The 22164-nt window shown below is 74.6% G+C and carries 15 protein-coding genes; 12 read left to right on the forward strand and 3 right to left on the reverse strand.

All coding sequences use genetic code 11. The features are described 5' to 3' along the window. The first annotated feature begins 89 nt into the window (after positions 1-89). The 4 genes from HCK00_RS15715 to hflX all read left to right on the forward strand — a co-directional run bounded on the left by HCK00_RS15715 (position 90) and on the right by hflX (position 5771). Positions 90-674 (forward strand): hypothetical protein, encoded by a 585-nt coding sequence (locus tag HCK00_RS15715; RefSeq protein WP_168102693.1) that lies wholly within the window; start codon positions 90-92, stop codon positions 672-674. A gap of 95 nt (positions 675-769) precedes the next feature. After that, on the forward strand, positions 770-1696 hold the full coding sequence (dapF, locus tag HCK00_RS15720) for a diaminopimelate epimerase (protein WP_168102577.1): 927 nt from the start codon (positions 770-772) through the stop codon (positions 1694-1696). 146 nt (positions 1697-1842) lie between these two features. Next, a complete protein-coding gene (locus HCK00_RS15725; protein ID WP_168102578.1) occupies positions 1843-4008 on the forward strand; it encodes a RelA/SpoT family protein in 2166 nt (721 codons plus the stop codon). Between the two features lie 248 nt (positions 4009-4256). Beyond that, on the forward strand, positions 4257-5771 hold the full coding sequence (gene hflX, locus HCK00_RS15730) for a GTPase HflX (protein ID WP_168102579.1): 1515 nt from the start codon (positions 4257-4259) through the stop codon (positions 5769-5771). Between the two features lie 87 nt (positions 5772-5858). Here the strand turns inward: hflX and HCK00_RS15735 are convergent, their stop codons facing one another. Then, a complete protein-coding gene (locus HCK00_RS15735) occupies positions 5859-7016 on the reverse strand; it encodes a trypsin-like serine peptidase (protein ID WP_206320417.1) in 1158 nt (385 codons plus the stop codon). A 532-nt stretch (positions 7017-7548) separates the two neighbouring features. Between HCK00_RS15735 and HCK00_RS15740 the strand changes: the two genes are divergently transcribed. After that, positions 7549-9306: an IucA/IucC family protein gene (locus HCK00_RS15740; protein ID WP_240965614.1), complete on the forward strand. Its 1758-nt coding sequence runs from the start codon at positions 7549-7551 to the stop codon at positions 9304-9306. A 213-nt stretch (positions 9307-9519) separates the two neighbouring features. Next, the gene (locus tag HCK00_RS15745; RefSeq protein WP_168102581.1) at positions 9520-11589 is read left to right on the forward strand and encodes an ATP-dependent DNA helicase; all 2070 of its coding nucleotides are present in this window, start codon (positions 9520-9522) and stop codon (positions 11587-11589) included. A gap of 225 nt (positions 11590-11814) precedes the next feature. Here HCK00_RS15745 and lexA read toward each other — a convergent pair whose 3' ends face one another. After that, complete coding sequence (lexA, locus tag HCK00_RS15750; protein ID WP_168102582.1) at positions 11815-12597, reverse strand: transcriptional repressor LexA; 783 nt, start codon at positions 12595-12597, stop codon at positions 11815-11817. 807 nt (positions 12598-13404) lie between these two features. On the opposite strand from lexA, the gene nrdR reads away from it, so the two are divergent. The 6 genes from nrdR to HCK00_RS15780 all read left to right on the forward strand — a co-directional run bounded on the left by nrdR (position 13405) and on the right by HCK00_RS15780 (position 20508). Continuing rightward, positions 13405-13953 carry a transcriptional regulator NrdR gene (nrdR, locus tag HCK00_RS15755; RefSeq protein WP_168102583.1) on the forward strand — a complete coding sequence of 183 codons (549 nt, stop codon included), beginning with the start codon at positions 13405-13407 and terminating at the stop codon, positions 13951-13953. Positions 13954-14093: 140 nt separating this feature from the next. Continuing rightward, the gene (locus tag HCK00_RS15760; protein WP_168102584.1) at positions 14094-16988 is read left to right on the forward strand and encodes a vitamin B12-dependent ribonucleotide reductase; all 2895 of its coding nucleotides are present in this window, start codon (positions 14094-14096) and stop codon (positions 16986-16988) included. Between the two features lie 210 nt (positions 16989-17198). Next, on the forward strand, positions 17199-17804 hold the full coding sequence (locus HCK00_RS15765) for a YdbC family protein (protein ID WP_168102585.1): 606 nt from the start codon (positions 17199-17201) through the stop codon (positions 17802-17804). Positions 17805-18116: 312 nt separating this feature from the next. Beyond that, on the forward strand, positions 18117-19025 hold the full coding sequence (locus HCK00_RS15770; RefSeq protein ID WP_168102586.1) for an ADP-ribosylglycohydrolase family protein: 909 nt from the start codon (positions 18117-18119) through the stop codon (positions 19023-19025). A 90-nt stretch (positions 19026-19115) separates the two neighbouring features. Then, positions 19116-19817: a ribonuclease HII gene (rnhB, locus tag HCK00_RS15775; RefSeq protein ID WP_168102587.1), complete on the forward strand. Its 702-nt coding sequence runs from the start codon at positions 19116-19118 to the stop codon at positions 19815-19817. A 64-nt stretch (positions 19818-19881) separates the two neighbouring features. After that, positions 19882-20508, forward strand: a complete 627-nt coding sequence (locus HCK00_RS15780; RefSeq protein WP_168102588.1) for a hypothetical protein — start codon at positions 19882-19884, stop codon at positions 20506-20508. A 640-nt stretch (positions 20509-21148) separates the two neighbouring features. Here HCK00_RS15780 and HCK00_RS15785 read toward each other — a convergent pair. Continuing rightward, positions 21149-22126: an AraC-like ligand-binding domain-containing protein gene (locus HCK00_RS15785; RefSeq protein ID WP_311765343.1), complete on the reverse strand. Its 978-nt coding sequence runs from the start codon at positions 22124-22126 to the stop codon at positions 21149-21151. Positions 22127-22164: the final 38 nt, after the last annotated feature.

The following is a 22164-nucleotide window of genomic DNA, read 5'->3' on the forward strand; positions in this document are numbered from 1 at the left end:
GACGCCCTGTGCGCCCTCCGTGGCCGGACGGGCGTGCCATCATCGGTCTTCGATCGCATCGGGACGTCGAGTGGGGAGGGCGCGTGGCGATGGAGGCCGGCCCTCGTGACAGACCGCAGTCCCTGAACGGACCGGGCGGGCTCGGCGGCGGTGACCCCGCCGGTGCCGGTGGTGTCCCCCCGAACGGCGGCTACGGCGCTCTCGGCGACGGGGGCGACAGCGGCGGCGGCCTCGACGGTGGTGGCAGCCTCGGCAGCGGCGACGGCGCCGAGATCGAGGGACTGCCGGCGACGCTGGCCCCCGACGGCCCGGAGGACACCGGGCACCTCCCCGGCGGTGAGTCCTTCCGTGAGATCCGCCCGCCGCGCCGGCTGCGTGTGTGGCAGCTCGCCCCCATCGTGGCGCTCGGCGCCGTCGGCTCCCTGATGTTCGCCTTCCCGCTGGCCTTCGCCTTCGGTGACGGCGGTGCGGTGGTCGCGATGCTCGGCCTGCTGCTGAGCTGCTGCGCGGCCGGCTGGAGCGTGATGGCCGCCCGCCGGGTCAATCTGAGCTGGCCCGGTTTCCCGGCCGCCGGCTCCGGTGGCCGGCCGGACTGGCGGGTCGTCGTCCTCTACGCCCTGGTCGTCACGGCGGTCGTCGTCCTCTGCCTGTGGCGCGTCGCGCGGCTCCGCTGAGTCCCTCGCCGCCGTGGCCCCCGGGCCGGCGGCGGTGGGCCCGGCGCCGGGCGCCGGGCGGGGCGGGGACACCACCCGGACCGTAGGATCGTGGTGTGAGCACCGTACCCGCCGCGCCTGCCGCGTTCCCCGGTTCCGCCGCGCCCCTCGCCTTCCTCAAGGGGCACGGCACCGAGAACGACTTCGTGATCCTGCCCGACCCGGAGAACCGGCTGGAGCTCCCCCCTGCCGCCGTCGCCCGGCTGTGCGACCGGCGGGCCGGTATCGGCGGGGACGGGCTGCTGCACGTGGTGCGCTCCGCCGCCCACCCCGAGGCCGCCGCGCTGGCCGGGTCCGCCGAGTGGTTCATGGACTACCGCAACGGCGACGGCAGCGTGGCGGAGATGTGCGGCAACGGCGTCCGGGTCTTCGCCCGGTACCTGCAACGTGCCGGGCTCGCCGCCGAGGGTGATCTCGCCGTCGCCACCCGCGCCGGGGTGCGGTCGGTGCACATCGCCAAGGCGGGCGCCGACGGCGGCCCCGGTGACATCACGGTGGGCATGGGCACCGCCCGGCTCCCCGGCGGCGAGGTCTCCGTCACGGTGGGCGGGCACCGCCGGCCCGCCCGCCACGTCGACATGGGCAACCCGCACGCCGTCGTCTTCGTCGAGGATCTGGCGGACGCCGGGCCCCTGCTGCGGGCGCCGGAGGTGGAGCCCGCGGCCGCCTATCCCGAGGGCACCAACGTCGAGTTCGCGGTGGACCGCGGTCCCCGCCACGTGGCCATGCGCGTCCACGAGCGCGGCTCCGGGGAGACCCGCTCCTGCGGTACCGGGGCCTGTGCCGTGATGGTGGCCGCGGCCCGCCGGGACGGCGCGGACCCCGCCGTCACCGGGCGGCCCGAGACCTGGACGGTGGACCTCCCCGGCGGACGGCTGCTGATCACCGAACACCCGGACGGCTCCGTCGAGATGACCGGCCCGGCCGAGATCGTGGCCGAGGGCACCGTGGACCCGGACTGGCTCGCACGCGGAACTCGCTGAGCCTCACTCGAACGGGTGATCTCGGTCCCGCCCGGCAGCCGTCGATCTGCGGCCTTGTGGTGGGCTCGTTAGCATCAAGCACCGGCCCGGGCGCCCGTGGCCCCGGTCCACGCCGTCCGCGGCCGGCCGAGCCGCCGGAGGTGCCCATGTGCGCAGAGGCCCCGAGCCCCGTCCCTCCCGTCCGCGGGCGCCCCCGCCCGCACCTCGGGCTCCGCCGGCTGGGGCACGCGGCGCTGCGCGGGCCCGCCCCCCGGGATCGGCTGCCCGACGCCCTGGAGCACGTGGCGCAGGTCCACCGCGCCCACCATCCCGGCGCCGACCTCGACCCGCTGCGCCGCGCCTACCTCCTGGCGGAGTCCTCGCACCGGGGGCAACTGCGCAAGAGCGGCGACCCGTACATCACCCACCCGCTCGCCGTCACCCTCATCCTCGCCGGACTCGGCGCCGAGACCACCACCCTGACGGCCTCCCTGCTCCACGACACCGTGGAGGACACCGACGTGACGCTGGCGCAGGTGGAGGCAGAGTTCGGCGCGGAGGTGCGCTTCCTCGTCGACGGCGTCACCAAGCTGGAGAAGGTGGACCACGGCGCCGCAGCCGAGCCGGAGACCTTCCGCAAGATGCTCGTGGCCACGGGGAACGATGTCCGTGTGATGTCCGTCAAGCTCGCGGACCGGCTGCACAACATGCGCACGCTCGGGGTGATGCGCCCCGAGAAGCAGATGCGCATCGCGCGCGTCACCCGCGACGTCCTCATCCCGCTCGCCGAGCGGCTGGGCGTGCACGCCCTCAAGACCGAGCTGGAGGACCTGGTCTTCGCCGTCCTCCACCCCGAGGCGTACGAGGCCACGCGGAGCCTGATCCGCGAGAACTCCGGCCGTCCCGGGCCGCTGGAGGCCACCGCGGACGCGGTGCGGGCCGTGCTGCGCGAGGCGGGCGTCGCCGCCGACGTGCAGGTCCGGCCGCGCCATCTGGTCGCGGTCCACCGGGTGCGGCTGAAACGCGGCCGGATCACCGGGGCGGATCTCGGCAGGGTGCTGGTCCGGGTCGCGGAGGACGCCGACTGTTACGCCGTCCTCGGCGAACTGCACACCTGCTTCACCCCGGTGGTCTCGGAGTTCAAGGACTTCGTCGCCGCGCCCAAGTTCAACCTCTACCAGTCGCTGCACACGGCGGTGGTGGCCCCGTCCGGGGGCGAGGTCATCGAGGTGCTGGTCCGCACCCACCGGATGCACCGGGTCGCCGAGGCGGGCGTGGTGGCGCTCGGCAACCCGTACGCGCCGGCGGACGGCAGGACCCCGGGGAACGGCGGTCCGGCGGGCCCCCCGCACGGCGGTCCGGGCGGTCCGGGGGAGGCGGATGGCGAGCGTACGGACCCGACCCGCCCCGGCTGGCTCTCCCGCCTCCTGGACTGGCAGCGGGCGGCGCCCGACCCCGACACCTTCTGGACCTCGCTCCGCGAGGAACTCGCCGGGGACCGCGAGATCACGGTCTCCGCCGGCGGCGCCACCGTGGTGCTCCCCGCCGGGGCGAGCTGTGTGGACGCCGCCTACGCCCTGCTCGGCCGCGCCGGGCACGCCTGTATCGGCGCCCGCGTCAACGACCGGCTGGTCTCCCTGGCCACCGTCCTCCGCGACGGGGACGCGCTGCACCTGCTGACGGCGCCGGACGCCGAGGGCCCGTCGCCCGAGTGGCTCGGCTACGCCCGGACCCCGGCCGCCCGGATCGCCATCGGTGACTGGCTGGCGGCGCACCCGGCCCCGCCGGCGGGGGACCCCGGCGAGACCGGGGGAGCGGGATCCGGTGACGGCCGGGGAACGACCGCCGCGGGCGAGGGCCGGGGGACGGCGCCCGGCGAGGGCCCGGAGGCGGCGCCCGGCACTCCGTCCGGCACTCCGTCCGGCACTCCGTCCGGCACTCCGTCCGGCGGGGCGCGGACGCGGGGGACGGCGGCGGCCGTTCTGGAGGGAACTCCCGGCGCGGCGGCCCCCGGCGCCCCGTCCGCTCCTCCTGCCGCGACGGTCACCGGCGGCTGCCGGGTCACGCTGGTCGCCGAGGCCTTCGGCCGGCCCCGGCTGCTGACCGAGCTGACCGAGGTCATCGCCCAGCAGGGCGCGGCCGTGGTCTCGGCGCGGGTGGAGCCGCCGCACGAGCAGCGCGTCCGCCACACCTACACCCTGCGGCTGGAGGGCACCGCCGCGCTCCCGGCGCTGCTGCGGGCGATGCGCCGGGTGCCGGGGGTGTACGAGGTCAGCCGGGCCCCGGTGGCCGTCGACGGGGCCCCCGCCGGGCCGGGCGGGTCCCCGCGCTGACGCCCGCCGCCACGCCCCGCCGGGAGGCCCCGGGCCGTGGTGGCGTCCCGCCCGGTCCGGGACCGGGCGGGGAAACCGGGGTGACGGGGCGCACCCGGCGTGGGACGATCGTCCCACCGGCACGGCCCGGCCCCCGGGAATCTCCGGGCGGCCCCGGGCGTTGACCGGACGGGTGGGCGGAGGCGGATGCCTCTCCCCGGACCCCTCCCGCCGCGCCCTGACCCCCATCCTCACGACGTAAGGACCCAATGACCCCCTCTTCCTCCCCTTCCCAGGACACCGAGCGCCCCGCGCGCACCCCTTCGGCCGCCCTCCGCGCCGACGCCCTGATGGAGGAGGACGCCGCCCGGGGTGCATGGGGTGACGGCGCCGACGAGCTGCGTGACGGCGAGCAGTACGACCGCAGCGACCGTGCCGCCCTCCGCCGCGTCGTGGGCCTCTCCACCGAGCTGGAGGACGTCACCGAGGTCGAGTACCGCCAGCTCCGCCTGGAGCGTGTGGTGCTGGTCGGCGTCTGGACCTCGGGCACCGCGCGCGACGCCGAGAACAGCCTGGCCGAGCTGGCCGCCCTCGCCGAGACGGCGGGCGCCCTCGTGCTCGACGGGGTGGTCCAGCGCCGCGACAAGCCCGACCCGGCCACCTACATCGGCTCCGGCAAGGCCAAGGAGCTGCGCGACATCGTGGTGGAGACGGGCGCCGACACCGTCGTCTGTGACGGTGAGCTCACCCCGGCCCAGCTCATCCACCTGGAGGATGTCGTCAAGGTCAAGGTGGTGGACCGCACCGCGCTGATCCTCGACATCTTCGCCCAGCACGCCAAGTCCCGCGAGGGCAAGGCGCAGGTCGCGCTCGCGCAGATGCAGTACATGCTGCCGCGGCTGCGGGGCTGGGGCCAGTCGCTGTCCCGGCAGATGGGCGGTGGCGGTTCCGGCTCCTCGGGCGGCGGCATGGCCACCCGTGGCCCCGGTGAGACGAAGATCGAGACGGACCGGCGGCGGATCCGCGAGAAGATGGCGAAGATGCGCCGGGAGATCGCGGAGATGAAGACCGGCCGGGACATCAAGCGGCAGGAGCGCCGGCGGAACAAGGTGCCGTCCGTCGCCATCGCCGGTTACACCAACGCCGGGAAGTCCTCGCTGCTCAACCGGTTGACCGGGGCCGGGGTCCTGGTGGAGAACGCCCTGTTCGCCACGTTGGATCCCACGGTCCGGCGGGCGGAGACGCCCAGCGGCCGCGCCTACACCCTGGCCGACACCGTCGGCTTCGTCCGGCATCTGCCGCACCACCTCGTCGAGGCGTTCCGCTCCACGATGGAGGAGGTCGGTGACGCCGACCTGATCCTGCACGTGGTCGACGGCTCCCACCCCGTCCCGGAGGAGCAGCTCGCCGCCGTCCGCGCGGTGATCCGCGACGTGGGCGCGGCGGACGTGCCGGAGGTCGTCGTGGTCAACAAGGCCGACGCGGCGGACCCGCTGGTCCTCCAGCGGCTGCTGCGCACCGAGAAAGGCGCGCTCGCCGTCTCGGCACGGTCCGGGCAGGGGATCGACGACCTGCTCGCGCTCATCGACGAGAAGCTGCCCCGGCCACAGGTGGGCATCGAGGCGCTGGTGCCGTACACCCAGGGCGGCCTGGTCTCCCGGGTGCACGCCGACGGAGAGGTGCTCTCCGAGGAGCACACGGGTGAGGGCACCCTGCTCAAGGCGCTGGTCCACGAGGAACTGGCCGCCGAACTGGCGCCCTACTCCCTCGCCCGGCGCCCCTGACCCGAGCGGACCCGTACGACCGCGAAGGCCCGCCCCCGCACCGGGGGCGGGCCTTTCCGCCGTCGCGGCCCGCTCCCGGGCCGTGCGTCACCCGCCGCCGACGGAGTCGAAGACGGCCTTGGCCCCCTCGGCGAGACGCGGACCGGCCAGCCAGCCGCCCGTCGCCGGGCCGATGGAGGTGTTGGACACCAGCGACGTCTCGCCTCCGACCACGGAGAACCAGCCACCGCCCGAGGAGCCGCCGGTCATCGTGCAGCCGATCCGGTACATCGTGGGCTGCCCGGCGAAGAGGGAGAGCCGGCCGGCCCGGTCCACGCAGGAGAACATCCGCACCCCGTCGAACGGCGGCGCCGCGGGATAGCCCCAGGCGCCCGTGTTCTCCAGGTCGGGCGCCGCGGGAGCGTCGAAGGCCACCGGCAGCGCCGTGCCCACCGTCTCCTCCAGCGACGTCGCGCCGCTGCCCTCCTCCGGCTTCACCCGGAGCACCGCGTAGTCGTACGGCGCGCCGGCCCCGCCCTCCTGGGCGCCCTGCGCGATCCACTCGTCGGAGGTGGCGGCCCGGTCGGACCACCAGATGCCGTACGGGGCGATCTGCTCGCGCGGGGTGTTCGCGATCTGCTCCGCGGCCACCGCGTTGTCGTTGTACGAGGGCACGAAGACGATGTTGCGGTACCAGCCGCCCCGCTTCCCGGCGTGCACGCAGTGGCCGGCCGTCCAGACCAGGTTGGACTTCCCCGGGTTCGCCGGGTCCTTCACCACGGTGCCCGAGCAGACCATCGACCCCTCGGGGCCGTCGAAGAAGACCTTGCCGACGGGGGCGGCGTTGCTGTGGTACGGGGTGTCGACCGGGGAGGCCTGCACCGGGTTCGGCACCGGGTCGCTGACCCCCTGGTCGTCCGCGACATCGCTGGGCACCGTCTTCTCCGGGACGTCGGCGTCCCGCATCCGCTCCGGCTTCCAGAGGTTGTCGATGACGGGGTTGATGAAGTCGTTGGCCTCGCGGAGCCAGTCGTCCTTCTCCCAGTTCTTCCAGTCACCGTTCCGCCACTGGTCGAGGTCGAGGCCGAGTTCCTTCAGCCGGGAGTTCAGGTCGTCGGGCAGCGCGAGGTCGCTCTCGCCGCCGGCCCCGCCGGAGGCGGCGGACTGCCCGCCGGGGTCGGCCCCGGATCCGCACGCGGTCGCGGTGACCGCGAGCACCGCGGCGAGCGCGGCCGCGGCGAGGGCGGGCCTGCGTATGGATGCCATGGGTGGAACTCCCCGTCGGGTTGCGGACGATGAACGAACGGGACACCGGCGCAGGTGCCCGGCACCACTATGCCGTGCGATGGAGGACGCCCCCGTCCCGGGACCGGTTCCTGGCGGGGACGCCCGGAGCCCGGCGCACCCCTGCCCCCTGGGGGTACGTACGGGCGGGTGCCGGGCGCCGTTCACCCCCCGCCCGGGGGCGCGGGCGCCCGCGTGCCGCTCCCCTGGCACCGCCCTTCCCCGGAACCGCGGGGCGCCGCGCGGTTTCCGGCCGCCTGCTCGGCAATCGGCCATCCTGCGCACGAGTCGGCCGCGAACCGGCTCTGTGGACGACACCGTCCGTGGCAGCCTTTTCCCGTGCGGGTCTCCCCCCGGCCGGGCGGCCCTCCCCGGCAGGCGTTCCCTCCCGGGCGCCCCACCCGTGGCCGCTCCCCACGCGGCCCCGGTGGCACCACCCGCCTCCGCCCGGTCCCGCCGCGGCACCTCCTCCCCCCACGCGGCCCGTCCCCGTTCCGCCGTCCGAGGAGCACCCTTGCGTCCCACACCCCAGCAGCGCCAGGCCGGCTGGCAGCGCGCCGCCCGCCGCCTGTTCGCCAAGATGCTCGGCGAGCTCGCCTACGAGGAGGTCCTCGCCCCCGAGCCCGAGCTCGGTGACCCGCTGGGCCACCGCCTCACCGTCGCCCCCGGCCTCACCTACCGCTTCCGGGCCCGGCGCGGGGCCTACGGGCACTGGCGGGTGGACCCCGACTCGATCAGCCCGTCCGCGGACCCGCTGCTGTTCATGGCCCGCGCGCACCGCAGCGTCCTCGGTCTCTCCGGGGACACCACCGGCCACCTCATCCGGGAGCTCACCGCCACCCTCGCCGCCGACACCCGGCTCGACGAGACGGCGCCGACCGCCGGAGAACTCGCCGACCTCGGCTACGCGGAGCTGGAAGGCCACCAGACCGGGCACCCCTGGCTCGTGGCCAACAAGGGCCGGATCGGATTCTCCGCCCGCGACACCGAGCGCTGGGCGCCCGAGGCGCGCCGCCCGGCGCGGCTGCCCTGGGCGGCCGTCCACCGTGACCTCGCCGCCTACCGGGGGGTCTCCGCGCTCGCCACCCCCGACCGCCTCTACGCCGAGGAACTCACCCCGGCCACCCGCGCGGAGTTCGCCCGTACCGTCGCCGCCGAGGGCCGTGAGCCGGGGGACTACCTGTGGCTGCCCGTCCACCCCTGGCAGTGGGACGAGACCATCGCGCCGCTGTTCGCCCCGTACCTCGCCGACGGGCGGATCATCCCGCTCGGCGAGGACGGCGACCTGAGGCTGCCGCAGCAGTCCGTCCGCACCTTCCTCAACGTCAGCCGGCCGGGGGCCCGTACCGTCAAACTCCCCTTGTCGGTCCTGAACACCCTCGTCTGGCGCGGGCTGCCGACCGAGCGCACACTGGCGGCCCCGTCCGTCACCGCGTGGGTCCACGCGCTGCGGGACGCCGACCCCTTCCTGCGCGACGAGACCCGGGTGATCCTGCTCGGTGAGACGGCCTCGGTCACCGTCCGGCACCCGGTCTACGACGGGCTGCCGGACGTGCCGTACCAGTACCGGGAACTGCTCGGCTGCATCTGGCGGGAATCCCTGACGGACCAGCTCGACCCGGGGGAGAGGGCCCGCACCCTGGCCGCGCTGCTCCACACCGACCCACGGGGCCGCTCGTTCACCGCCGAACTGGTGCGCCGCTCCGGCCTGCCGCCCGGGGCATGGCTGCGCCGGCTCTTCGCCGCGCTGCTGCCGCCCCTGCTCCACTTCCTCTACCGCTACGGCACCGTCTTCTCCCCGCACGGGGAGAACGCGATCGTCGTCTTCGACCGCGACGACGTCCCGGTGCGGCTGGCCGTGAAGGACTTCGTGGACGATGTGAACATCAGCGCCGAGCCGCTGCCCGAGCACGACTCGCTGCCGGGCCCCGCGCGCGAGGTCCTCCTGACCGAGGAGCCCTCCTTCCTCACCCAGTTCATCCACTCCGGGCTGTTCGTGGGCGTCTTCCGCTATCTCGCACCGCTGTGCGAGGAGCAACTGGGCGTCCCGGAGGGCGAGTTCTGGTCGCTGGTGCGTCAGGAGATCCTGCGTCACCAGGCCCGGTTCCCCGAGGACAAGGAGCGGTTCGAGACCTTCGACCTGCTGGTCCCGCGCATCGACCGGCTCTGCCTGAACCGCAACCGGCTCCATCTGGACGGCTACCGCGACCGGCCCGACCGGCCGCACGCGGCCGTCCACGGCACGGTCCCCAATCCGCTGGCGCGGGTGTGAGGACTGTGAGGACCTGCGGACGCGAGGGCCTGAGGAGGAGAGGGGGGTGACGGGGCGACGTGTGAGGGAGTGGGGCCGGCGGTGGGAAGGGGCAGCAGTCGCCGGGGGGCCGGGGCGCGGCGCCGGTGAGGTTCGAGCCAGGCACCGCCTCTCCCGCCCGGGAGGGCCATCCGGGAGAGGGATGTCCGTGCCGCCCCGTAGGCTGAGCACCCTATGACGAAACCCGCCTCCGCCTCCCCGCCTTCCCTCCCCGAGCTGCTGCACGCCGCCGTCACGGCGGTCGGCGGCAGCGAGCGCCCCGGCCAGGTCACCATGGCCGAGGCGGTCGCCGAGGCCGCGGGGAACGGCTCCCATCTGCTGGTCCAGGCCGGTACGGGCACCGGCAAGTCCCTCGGCTATCTGGTGCCCGCCCTGGCCCAGGGGGAGCGGGTCGTCGTGGCCACGGCCACGCTCGCGCTGCAACGGCAACTGGTGGAGCGGGACCTGCCCCGCACGGTCGAGGCGCTCCACCCCCTGCTGCGCCGCCGCCCGGAGTTCGCCATGCTCAAGGGGCGCTCCAACTACTTGTGCCTGCACCGGCTGCACGAGGGCGTCCCGCAGGACGAGGAGGAGGGTCTCTTCGACGTCTTCGAGACGGCCGCCCCCAGCAGCCGGCTCGGCAAGGACCTGCTGCGCATGCGCGACTGGGCCGACGAGACGGAGACCGGAGACCGTGACGCCCTCTCGCCGGGCGTCTCCGACCGGGCCTGGGCGCAGGTCTCGGTCTCCTCCCGGGAGTGCCTCGGCGCGTCCCGCTGCGCCTACGGTGCCGAGTGTTTCGCCGAGGCGGCCCGGGAGCGGGCCAAGCTGGCGGACGTGGTCGTCACCAACCACGCGCTGCTGGCCATCGACGCCCTGGAAGGCGCCCCCGTGCTGCCGGGGCACGAACTGCTGATCGTCGACGAGGCGCATGAGCTGGTCTCCCGGGTCACCGGCGCCGCCACCGGGGAGCTGACACCGGGGGGCGTCAACCGCGCGGTGCGCCGTGCCGCCAAGCTGGTGAACGAGAAGGCGGCCGACGCGCTGCAGACCGCCGCCGAGAGCTTCGAACGGCTGATGGAACTGGCCCTCCCGGGACGGCTGGAGGAGCTCCCGGAGGATCTGGAGTACGCCCTGACGGCGCTGCGTGACGCCGCGCGCACCGTCATCTCGGCGCTCGGCGCCACGCGCGACAAGTCCGTGCAGGACGAGGACGCCGTCCGCAAGCAGGCCCTCGCCTCCATCGAGAACGTCCACGCGGTCGCGGAGCGCGTGGCCGCCGCCTCGGAGTACGACGTCATCTGGTACGAGCGGCACGACCGGTTCGGCGCCTCCCTGCGGGTCGCCCCGCTGTCGGTCTCGGGCCTGCTGCGGGAGAAGCTCTTCACCGAGCGCTCCGTGGTCCTCACCTCGGCGACCCTCCGGCTCGGCGGGGACTTCAACGGGGTCGCGGCCACGCTGGGCCTGCCGCCGGAGGGCACGGCCGGCGGTGGGACGGCGCGGGAGCCCCAGGGCGCGCCGGGCACGGAATCCGGCGCGGCGGGCGGCACGGAGCCCGACACGGGGGAGGACGCGCCGCAGTGGAAGGGCGTCGACGTGGGCTCCCCGTTCGACTACCGCAGGCAGGGCATCCTCTACGTCGCCAAGCACCTGGCCCAGCCCGGCCGGGAGGGCGGCCGCGGCGACATGCTGGACGAACTGGCGGAGCTCGTGGAGGCCGCCGGCGGGCGCACGCTGGGACTGTTCTCCTCCATGCGGGGAGCGCGGGCGGCGGCGGAGGCCCTGCGGGAGCGGCTGGACGTGCCGACCCTGTTGCAGGGCGAGGAGACGCTGGGCGAACTGATCCGTACCTTCGCGGAGGACGACCGCACCTGCCTCTTCGGGACGCTCTCCCTCTGGCAGGGCGTCGACGTCCCCGGACCGAGCTGCCAGCTGGTGGTGATGGACCGCATCCCGTTTCCCCGGCCGGACGACCCGCTGATGAGCGCCCGGCAGAAGGCGGTGGAGGAGCGGGGCGGCAACGGCTTCATGGCGGTGGCGGCCACCCACGCCGCGCTGCTCATGGCGCAGGGGGCGGGCCGGCTGGTCCGCGCCACGGGCGACCGCGGGGTCGTCGCCGTCCTGGACCCGCGCCTGGACCGGGCCCGCTACGGCAGCTTCCTCCGCGCCTCGATGCCCGGCTTCTGGTACACCACCGACCGCAACCAGGTGCGCCGGTCGCTGGCCGCCATCGACGCCGCCGCGCGGACCGGCGCCTCGGGATAGCCGGGTGGGAGGGCGCACCGGCGCGGCGTCCGGGGCGGCGCCACCCGGTGGTCGCGCGCCGCCCGTCGCCCCCGCCGTCCGCGGGTGACGAGCACGCCGCACCTGGGCCGTGGGCTGCTCCCGCCGCGGGCCCGGCCGCGGCATCCCGGCCGGCGCGCCCCGCCCCGGCCGGCGAACGGCCCCGGACCGCCGCAGGGGTTCCGGGGCCGTTCGCGTGGATACGGCTCAGACGCGGCGCAGCACCGCGACGACCTTCCCCAGGATCGTGGCCTCGTCACCGGGGATGGGCTGGTAGGCGGCGTTGTGCGGCAGCAGCCACACGTGGCCGTCCTCCCGCTTGAAGCGCTTGACCGTCGCCTCGCCGTCGAGCATGGCGGCGACGATGTCACCGTTCTCGGCGACGGGCTGGCGGCGGACGGTGACCCAGTCGCCGTCGCAGATCGCCGCTTCGATCATCGAGTCACCGACGACCTTCAGGACGAACAGCTCGCCGTCACCCACCAGCTGACGGGGGAGCGGGAAGACGTCCTCGACGGACTCCTCGGCGAGGATGGGGCCACCGGCCGCGATCCGGCCGACCAGGGGGACGTAGGAGGCCGAGGGCTTCCCCGCGGTGTCCGCCGGGGGGGTGTTGGGGGTGTCGGAGCCGCGCACCTCGTAGGCGCGGGGCCGGTGGGGGTCGCGCCGGAGGAAACCCTTGCGCTCCAGCGCCATCAGCTGGTGGGCCACCGAGGAGGTGCTGGAGAGGCCGACCGCCTGGCCGATCTCCCGCATCGACGGGGGGTAACCACGGCGCTGGACGGAGTCCCGGATGACCTCGATGACGCGCCGCTGGCGATCCGTCAGCCCGGAGCTGTCCGCGCGGATCCCGGGTGGCCGGCCGGGCAGCGAGCGAGCGGGCTTGCCGTCCTCCGGGGCCGGCGTCCCGATGTCGGGACGGGCCTGGTCGTGCCCGTTCGGTACGCGGTCCTGAGCGGTGATGGTCGCGCTGTCTGCGGTGGTGGTCACGTCGGCCCCTCTCTCGCTGTTCTCCCTCTGACCGGACAACGGTAGTTGGTTTCGAAAGGTTGCGCCAAACACACGTTCGAGTGAAAATTCGCTGTTCAACAGGCTTGATCATGAGATCAGGTGTATGGACGGAGCGCCCACCGGGGGTGTCCCGGGCGCGCCGGTCACCCGGGCGCGGTGTGCCGGCGCGGTGCGGGTCATCGCGGTGCGCGGTACCCGCGGCCGTGGGCCGGCGGGGTGCGGCGCCGGGGGCCGGCGGATCCACGTGGCGCCCGGAGCCCTCAGTCTGGCATCCGGACCCCGGGAGCGGACCTCCTCCGGGGTCCCGTAATCTTCGGGACGGCTCACCGGGAGGGCCTTGCGCGCGTGGCCCGCGACGGCCGGGCGCGGGGCCCCGCGGGCCCGGGCGGAGCCGGAGCGGCTCCGTGGAGGCGCGGTCCGCGGTGGGTGTCCCGGGATCCCCCTGCGGCGAGCCGGACGGCGTTCCGGAGGCTGCCCGCGGGGCACTCGCCGGTCGTGGCAACCGGTGACGGCCCCTGACCGTCAGCCACCAGATGTAGTGGTCCCATAATCGGCGCGGTCCCAGAAGTTGTGGTTTCGCGTGCGGCGGGACGCCGAACATCACCTATGCTGGACACAGCTCCGGACGGCGCACGCGGGTCGTGCGGAGTGGCGCGGCCGTGCCGTGCCCGCGCCCCCTGTGCGGCGGCGCCACCCCCTCGCGGGAGTGGCGCCGGGCCCGGTGGTGGCCGGGCGGCGCGAGCGCCGGAACGAGCTGTGTCCAGGGTCCGAGGAGGGTGAGGAACGATGCACTGCCCCTTCTGCAGGCACCCCGACAGCCGTGTGGTCGACAGCCGTACGACCGACGACGGGACGTCCATCCGCCGGCGCCGCCAGTGCCCGCACTGCGCGCGCCGCTTCACGACCGTCGAGACGGCCTCCCTGCTGGTGATCAAGCGGAGCGGGGTCACCGAGCCCTTCAGCCGGGACAAGGTCATCTCCGGGGTCCGCAAGGCCTGCCAGGGGCGGCCGGTCACCGAGGACGCCCTGGCCAAGCTGGGCCAGCGGGTGGAGGAGGCCGTACGGGCCACCGGGAGCGCCGAGCTCTCCACCCACGACGTCGGCCTCGCCATACTGGGGCCGCTCCAGGAGCTGGACCTCGTCGCGTATCTGCGTTTCGCGTCCGTCTACCGGGCGTTCGACTCTCTCGAGGACTTCGAGGCCGCCATCGCCGAGTTGCGCGAAGGCCGGCCCCCCGGCGCGGTGGGGCGCCCTCCGGCCGGGGCTCCGGCCGGGGCGGCGGTCCCCGCGCCGGCCACCTCCGGCCCGCGGCGCGGGGAGAGCCCCGCCGGCTGAGCGGCGGCCGGATCGTCCGCGGCGCGCCGCGCCGGGGACGCAAGTGATGCACAACTGACTCAGACCTGACCAGAACAGACGCCGTGCCGAGGGATGAACCGGGCACTTCAGGGCGTTTCAGCCTGTAATTGGGAGGCGGCATGACAGAGACGGCGAGCGGTCCCGCACGAGGTTCGCGTTCCCGGGGGAGCAAGGCGAGCAAGGGCCTGCGGATCGAGCGGATCCACACCTCCCCCGGCGTCCATCCGTACGACGAGGTGGCCTGGGAGCGCCGCGACGTCGTCATGACCAACTGGCGCGACGGCTCGGTCAACTTCGAGCAGCGCGGCGTGGAGTTCCCCGACTTCTGGTCGGTGAACGCGGTCAACATCGTGACCAGCAAGTACTTCCGCGGCGCGGTCGGGTCCCCGGCCCGGGAGAGCAGCCTGCGGCAGCTCATCGACCGTGTGGTGCGGACGTACCGCGAGGCCGGTGAGACCCACGGTTACTTCGCCTCCCCGGCCGATGCGGAGATCTTCGAGCACGAGCTGGCGTACGCCCTGCTCCACCAGGTCTTCAGCTTCAACTCGCCGGTCTGGTTCAACGTCGGCACCCAGCAGCCGCAGCAGGTCTCCGCCTGCTTCATCCTCTCCGTGGACGACTCCATGGAGTCGATCCTCGACTGGTACAAGGAAGAGGGGATGATCTTCAAGGGCGGCTCCGGCGCCGGCCTGAACCTCTCCCGCATCCGCTCCTCCAAGGAGCTGCTCTCCTCCGGCGGCAACGCCTCCGGCCCGGTCTCCTTCATGCGCGGGGCCGACGCCTCCGCCGGGACGATCAAGTCCGGCGGCGCCACCCGCCGCGCGGCCAAGATGGTCGTCCTGGACGTGGACCACCCCGACGTCGAGGCGTTCATCGAGACCAAGGTCAAGGAGGAGGAGAAGGTCCGCGCGCTGCGCGACGCCGGGTTCGACATGGACCTCGGCGGCGACGACATCACCTCCGTCCAGTACCAGAACGCCAACAACTCGGTCCGCGTCAACGACACCTTCATGAAGGCCGTCGAGGGCGGGGAGCGGTTCGGCCTGCGGGCCCGGATGACCGGCGAGGTCATCGAGGAGGTCGACGCCAAGGCGCTCTTCCGCAAGATGGCCGAGGCCGCCTGGGCGTGCGCCGACCCCGGCATCCAGTACGACGACACCATCAACCACTGGCACACCTCGCCGGAGTCGGGCCGGATCACCGCCTCCAACCCCTGCAGCGAGTACATGCACCTGGACAACTCCTCGTGCAACCTGGCCTCGCTGAACCTCATGAAGTTCCTGCGGGACGACGACGCGGGCAACCAGTCCTTCGACGCGGAGCGGTTCGGCAAGGTCGTCGAGCTGGTCATCACGGCGATGGACATCTCCATCTGCTTCGCCGACTTCCCCACGCAGAAGATCGGCGAGACCACCCGCGCCTTCCGCCAGCTCGGCATCGGCTACGCCAACCTCGGCGCCCTGCTGATGGCCACCGGCCACGCCTACGACTCCGACGGTGGCCGCGCCCTCGCCGGCGCGATCACCTCGCTGATGACGGGCACCTCCTACAAGCGCTCCGCCGAGCTGGCCGCCGTCGTCGGGCCGTACGAGGGCTACGCCCGCAACGCGGACGCCCACAACCGCGTCATGCGGCAGCACTCCGACGCCAACGGCGCCGCCGGACGCGTGGACGACCTGGACACCCCGGTGTGGGCCGCGGCGACGGAGGCCTGGCAGGACGTCCTGCGGCTGGGTGGGAAGAACGGTTTCCGCAACGCCCAGGCGTCGGTGCTCGCGCCGACCGGCACCATCGGCCTGATGATGGACTGCGACACCACCGGCATCGAGCCCGACCTGGCGCTGGTCAAGTACAAGAAGCTCGTCGGCGGCGGCTCCATGCAGATCGTCAACAACACCGTGCCGAAGGCGCTCAAGCGGCTGGGGTACCCGCAGGAGCAGGTCGAGGCGGTCGTCGCGCACATCGCCGAGCACGGCAACGTCGTCGACGCGCCCGGCCTGAAGCCCGAGCACTACGAGGTCTTCGACTGTGCCATGGGCGAGCGCTCCATCTCCCCGATGGGCCACGTCCGGATGATGGCCGCCGCCCAGCCGTTCCTCTCCGGCGCCATCTCCAAGACGGTGAACATGCCGGAGACGGCCACCGTCGAGGAGATCGAGGAGATCTACTTCGAGGGCTGGAAGCTCGGCCTGAAGGCGCTGGCCATCTACCGGGACAACTGCAAGGTGGGCCAGCCGCTCTCCACGAAGAAGTGGGACGAGAAGAAGAAGGACGGCGCGGAAACGGCGGAGGGCCCGCAGGCCGGGACCACCGAGCGGATCGTCGAGTACCGCCCGGTGCGCAAGCGCCTGCCGAAGGGACGGCCCGGCATCACCACCTCCTTCACGGTCGGCGGCGCCGAGGGCTACATGACCGCCAACTCCTACCCGGACGACGGCCTCGGTGAGGTCTTCCTCAAGATGTCCAAGCAGGGGTCCACCCTGGCGGGCATGATGGACGCCTTCTCCATCGCCGTCTCCGTCGGCCTCCAGTACGGCGTGCCGCTGGAGACCTACGTCTCGAAGTTCACCAACATGCGGTTCGAGCCGGCGGGCATGACGGACGACCCGGACGTGCGGATGGCGCAGTCGATCGTCGACTACATCTTCCGCCGGCTGGCGCTCGACTTCCTGCCGTTCGAGACCCGCTCGGCCCTCGGCATCCACTCGGCCGAGGAGCGCCAGCGCCACCTGGAGACGGGCTCCTACGAGCCGTCCGAGGAGGAAGTGGACATCGAGAGCCTGGCGCAGTCGGCTCCCCGGCACACCGACGCCCCGGAGGCGACGGGGACGCGGCCGGCGAAGAAGGCGGGTGCCCCGGCGCCCAAGGAGGCCCACAGCTCCACCGAACTGGCGGAGATGCAGCTCGGGCTGAACGCCGACGCCCCGCTCTGCTTCTCCTGCGGCACCAAGATGCGCCGCGCCGGCAGCTGCTACCTCTGTGAGGGCTGCGGCTCCACCAGCGGTTGCAGCTGACCGCTCCCGGCCCCGCCCGGCTCCTCGGGCACACCGCCCATGAGGAGCCGGGGGGCCGGCGGAGGGGGCCGCTTCCCGGGCGGCCCCCTCCGCGTGTCCGGCCCACGGCTCGCCGCCCCGCCGGGGGAGGAGTGGGGCGAACTCCCCCTCCGGGCAGGAGGTGTTCGATCACCGGGGTTCGCGGCGGCCCCCGGGCCGTACGATGGCGCGGTGCTGGTCAAGTGGATTCGCTGCGCCGTGGTCGACCGCCGTGGTTTCGAACGCGGACAGCGGAAGTGGGCGGGCCTGCTCGGCGAGCCGGGATTCCGCGGCCAGGGCGGCGGATGGAGCCGGCTCCGGCCGGGGGTCGCCCATCTCTTCGCGTTCTGGGAGAGCCGGGCCTTCTACGACTCCTTCATGGCCAGGTCGCACCACCGGCTGGCCGCCGCCCAGTCCGGCACCTACACCGACGCCCGCGGGCGCCTCTTCGAGTACCGGGGCGACGTCAAGACCGGGTTCCTGCCGACCTTCGCGGACGCCGACGTGGCCCGCGTCGCCCACTGCCGGGTGCGGGAGGAGCGCGTGGCGCATTTCACGCTGATGCAGGAGAAGGTGTGGAACCCGGCGATGGCCGGTTCTCCCGGGATGCTGCGGGGCGTTTTCGGTGAGGCGCCGGGCAGCGAGTTCCTGGTGCTGTCGATGTGGGCCTCGGCGGCGGAGTACGGCAAGTACCGGGCCGAGCGCGTCGAGCGCCTCGCGCTCCGCGCGCAGCTGGAGGCGGACGTGGCCGCGATCACCGGGGATGTCGTCGACCTGGACCCGGGCTGGACGGTCTGACGGCCCGGCCCTCCCGTGGTCCGCCGGGTGCGCGGCCCTGGTGGCTGCATCGGTTGTGCCGGTTGTGGCGGTCCTGCCGGTCGTGGTGTGCCGTTGCCGCCGCCACAGCGGGGGCGCCGTTCTCCCCGTCCCGCCGCCTCCCGGGGCCGCCTTCGGCGCTCCGCCCGCCACCCCGCCCGCCGCTCCGTCCGGCGGCCGCAGCGGGAGTGTCACCGGGCTCCGGTGCGCCCGCCGCGGACCGCGTGCGCCGGGCTCCGCCGGGCGCCGGTGCGACCTGGTCCGCCGGGGCGCACCGGTTAGAGTGCGAGCACGATGACCGCTGACCCCACCCTCGCCCTCCGTCACCACCGCGCCCTCGCCTGCCTGCGCGGACTGGCCGTGGGGGACGCCCTGGGCGCCCTGCTCCGGGCCCCCGCCCACCACGGGGCGCTGCGGCGGCGCCGGCCGCCCGCCGGGCTCCGCCGGTGGACGGACGACACCGCGATGGCCTGCTCCGTGCTGGAGGTCCTGACCGTCCACGGCGCCATCGACCAGGACGCCCTGGCGCGTTCCTTCGCCGCGCACCATGACCCGGCGCGGGACTACGGCACCACCGTGGACCGCGTCCTGCGGGCGGTGGCCGCCGGCGGCGACTGGCGGGAGCACGCCGCCGCGCTCTTCGGCGGCGCGGGCTCCTGGGGCAACGGCGCCGCGATGCGCGTCGCGCCGCTGGGCGCCTGGTACGCGGGGGAGCCGGAGCGGGCCGTGCGCGCCGCAGAACTCTCCGCCTACGTCACCCACCAGCACCGGGAGGCCGTCGCGGGGGCCATGGCGGTGGCCGCGGCCGCGTCCCTCGCCGCCGCGCCCGAGGGCCGTCCGGCCCCCGGCGAACTGCTGGACGCGGTCGTCGCCCTCGTGCCCCGCAGTGCGGTACGGGCCGGGCTGCGCCGGGCCCGGGACCTGCTGGACTACGGCGACACGGGCACCGTGGCCGCCGTGCTGGGCTGCGGGCGGCGGACCAGCGCGCACGACACGGTGCCGTTCACCCTCTGGGCCGCGGCCCGTCACCCGGGTGACTACGCGGGCGCGTTCTGGGCAGTGGCCCAGGCCGGCGGGGACCTGGACACCACCGGCGCCATCGCCGGCGCGGTCGTCGCCGCCGCGCCGGACGGGGCACCGCCGGCCGCCTGGCTGGAGCAGACCGAACCGCTGCCCGGGTGGGTGCCCGGCCCCGGCCGCTGAGAGGGGTCCGCCCCGCCGGCCGGGCCGGGGAAGCACCGGAGGGGACCCCCGCGCGGGCGCCGTCCGCCGCCGCGTACGCTGTCTGACGCCATGCCGTACCAGCCGCCCACCCACAGCGTCGAACGCTCGCTGCGCGCCACCACCGGCGCGCGGGTCGTCGCGGGGGTGGACGAGGTCGGGCGGGGGGCCTGGGCCGGGCCGGTCACCGTGTGCGCGGCCGTCACCGGCCTCCGCCGGCCTCCGGACGGGCTCACCGACTCCAAACTCCTCACGCCGCGGCGGCGTTCCGAACTGGCCGCGCTGCTGGAGGGCTGGGTCACGGCGTACGCGCTCGGTCACGCCTCGCCGCAGGAGATCGACGAGCTGGGCATGACGGCGGCGCTGCGGCTGGCCTCCGTGCGCGCGCTGGAGGCGCTGCCGGTCCGGCCGGACGCCGTCATCCTCGACGGGAGCCACGACTATCTGGGCGTGCCCTGGCGGGTGCGGACCGTCGTCAAGGGGGACCAGTCCTGTGTGGCGGTCGCCGCCGCCTCGGTGCTCGCCAAGGTCCGGCGGGACGCGATGATGGCGGAACTCGGCCGGGACTGCGCGGAGTTCGCCTTCGGCACCAACGCCGGCTACCCCTCGCCGGTGCACCGGGCCGCGCTCGCCGAACGCGGCCCGACGGCCCACCACCGGGTCTCCTGGGCGTTCATGGACGCCCTGCCCCGCTGGCGCCACCTGAAGAAGGTGCGGCCGGGCGGCCCGGAGGGGATCGCCGAGTGCGGGGGGCAACTCGGCTTCGATTTCTGAACGGTTGCCCGTTGTTCCCGCCCCCGCCGGTGCGGATCGCACCGGTGTTTGATAGACACAGCCCATGCCTCTCATCCCCGAGGAGCCTCAGATTCACCCGAGTGTCCCGGGTCCCCGCGCTACTCCGGCCGCCGGCCGCACCGCGCCGACCCCCCGTCCCGTTCCCGGTCCCCGTCCCGGCCCCCGTGCCGCGGCTCCCCGTCCCGCTCCGCCGCGCCCGTCCCGGCCCGGCGCCAACCACGTGCCCGCCGTTCCCGCGCAGCGCGGCGCACGGCCGCAGCGGGCCGCCGGGTCCGCCGCCACGCCGCAGGTCCAGCTGATCCCCGCCACCCCGGAGGGGGCCCTGGACGCAGCGGAGGAGGCCGTCGACCTGCTTCTGGACGCCGGCCGCGCGCCCGGCGACGTCCTCGTGCTCACCACCGGCGAGCAGCACCCGTGGGCCACCCACGAGCTGTCCTTCGGTGAGGAGGCGTACTGGGCCCAGCACGACGCGCGGGAGGACGTCTTCTACGCGGCCGCCACGGCCGCCGGACGCACGGCTCCCCGGCCCGTCGTGGTCGTCGCCGTCAACGGCGGAGCCGGGGACGCGGCGGCGAAGGCCCTGCCCGCCGCCACCGCCGGCGCCGGTGAGCTGCTCATCCTCTGCGGCGACCCGGAGCGTCTCACCCCGCTGCTTTCCGGCGGGAACTGAGCCGGCGCCGTACGGGCGTGCCGGCGGGCGGGGGCGTTCCCGCGCCGCGCCGGCGGTCCCGTGCGGGACCGTGCCGGCTCCTCCGGTGTGCCGTTCCGGCGCGGGGGAGTCCCGCGTGCCCGGCCTGCCGCGCGTCTGCCGGGCGGCCCTGGCCCGATGCGCCGGGAGCGGTCCCGGGAGTGGCGTCGTGCCCTGGCCGGGAGTCTCCAGGACGCCTGCCTCACCACGGCCGGAGACGTGCTCTCCGGGGCGGACGGGCGGACGGGCGGACGTGCAGAGTCCGGCCGAGGACCGCGTGCCCCGTCGCGACGGGCCGGGGACGCGTTCCGGCTCCGCGTCCGCCGGCGGAGCACGGAAGGTCAAGGAAGCGGCCACGGACCGGAAAGAATCTCCCGGCGGGCGCTGACACACTGGTTCCGCGTTCGGGGGAGCCGATCGTCGTGGGGTGGACGGTGGACCTCACGCCGATCGGCGCGACGCTCTCGTTCTCACGGAAGGCGAAGGCGCTCAGGCGGACGAGCGCGACCCGGTGAGCGCCTTCGGCCTCCGGGTCCCTCGGGCCCCGCTGGCGTGGTGCGGACCGGTCCGGTTCCGGCGGAGCCGGACCGGTCCGTCCGCCCGCGGTTCGCGGGTCTCCTCCTCAGGTCCCGTCCGCTCCGCGTGCTCCGGAGCCGTCAACCGCCTGGTGACGGTAGTCGCGGGGGGAGAGGCCGTAGGCGTCGCGGAACGCGCGGGTGAAGGAGGCGTGACTGCCGAAACCCCAGCGGGCCGCGATGTCCTGGACCCTGGCGCCGTGCCGGGCCGCGTCGGCGAGGTCCCGGCGGGCGCCTTCCAGGCGCAGGCGGCGGATCGTCGCGGCCACCGTGGTGTCCTCGTCCCGGAAGAGCCGGTGCAGATGGCTGGCCGAGATGTGATGGGCCGCGGCGACCGCCGCGGGCGTCAGGTCCGGGTCGTCCGCGTGACGGCGGATGAAGGCCTGGATCTCCAGGAGCAGGGTGCGGCGGCGGGTCTCCGGGCCGAGGTCGTGACCGGTGCCGAGGTGGTGCGTGAACAGCGCCGACAGGAGGTCGACCACGATCGATGCCAGCCGGGGCCCGTCGGACGGCCGGTAGACGGAGGTGTCCCGGGCGAGCTGGGTCAGGAAGGTCACCAGCAGGCTCCCGAACCCCTCCCGCCCGGACAGGGTGGACCGGCTCAGCTGGTCGAGCGCGTCTCCGCGGAGCGGTAGCAGGGCCTTGGGGACGTCCAGCCCGATGCCGATCTGGCGGGAGCGCGTCCGTACCTCGATGGGCCGCGCGCTGTCCACGACGCAGAGCGTGCGGGGCCCGTACTCCGCCCCGTGTCCGCCGCGGGTGGCGAACAGCGTGCCGCGCAGCGGGATCGAGATGTTGACCTGTTCGGGGTCCTCCTGCCGGATCAGCCGTGGAGTGCGCCGGAAGGAGACCGGCTGGAAGCTCGTCGGCCAGACCGAGATCCCGTCGAACTCCAGCAGCCGCTGGGAGGCCCTGAAGTCCTCCCGGCTGTCGCTGTCCAGTTCCAGCGGCACCGTGCACCGCCGCATCAGCTCCCGCCACCGGTCGAACCGGTCCGGCGCCGGCACGTCCTCGCTCCTGAACACCGTCTCGATCATCTTCCCCCCGGGACACGACTCGGCGG

Source organism: Streptomyces zingiberis (assembly GCF_012034935.1).
GTDB lineage: Bacteria > Actinomycetota > Actinomycetes > Streptomycetales > Streptomycetaceae > Streptomyces > Streptomyces zingiberis.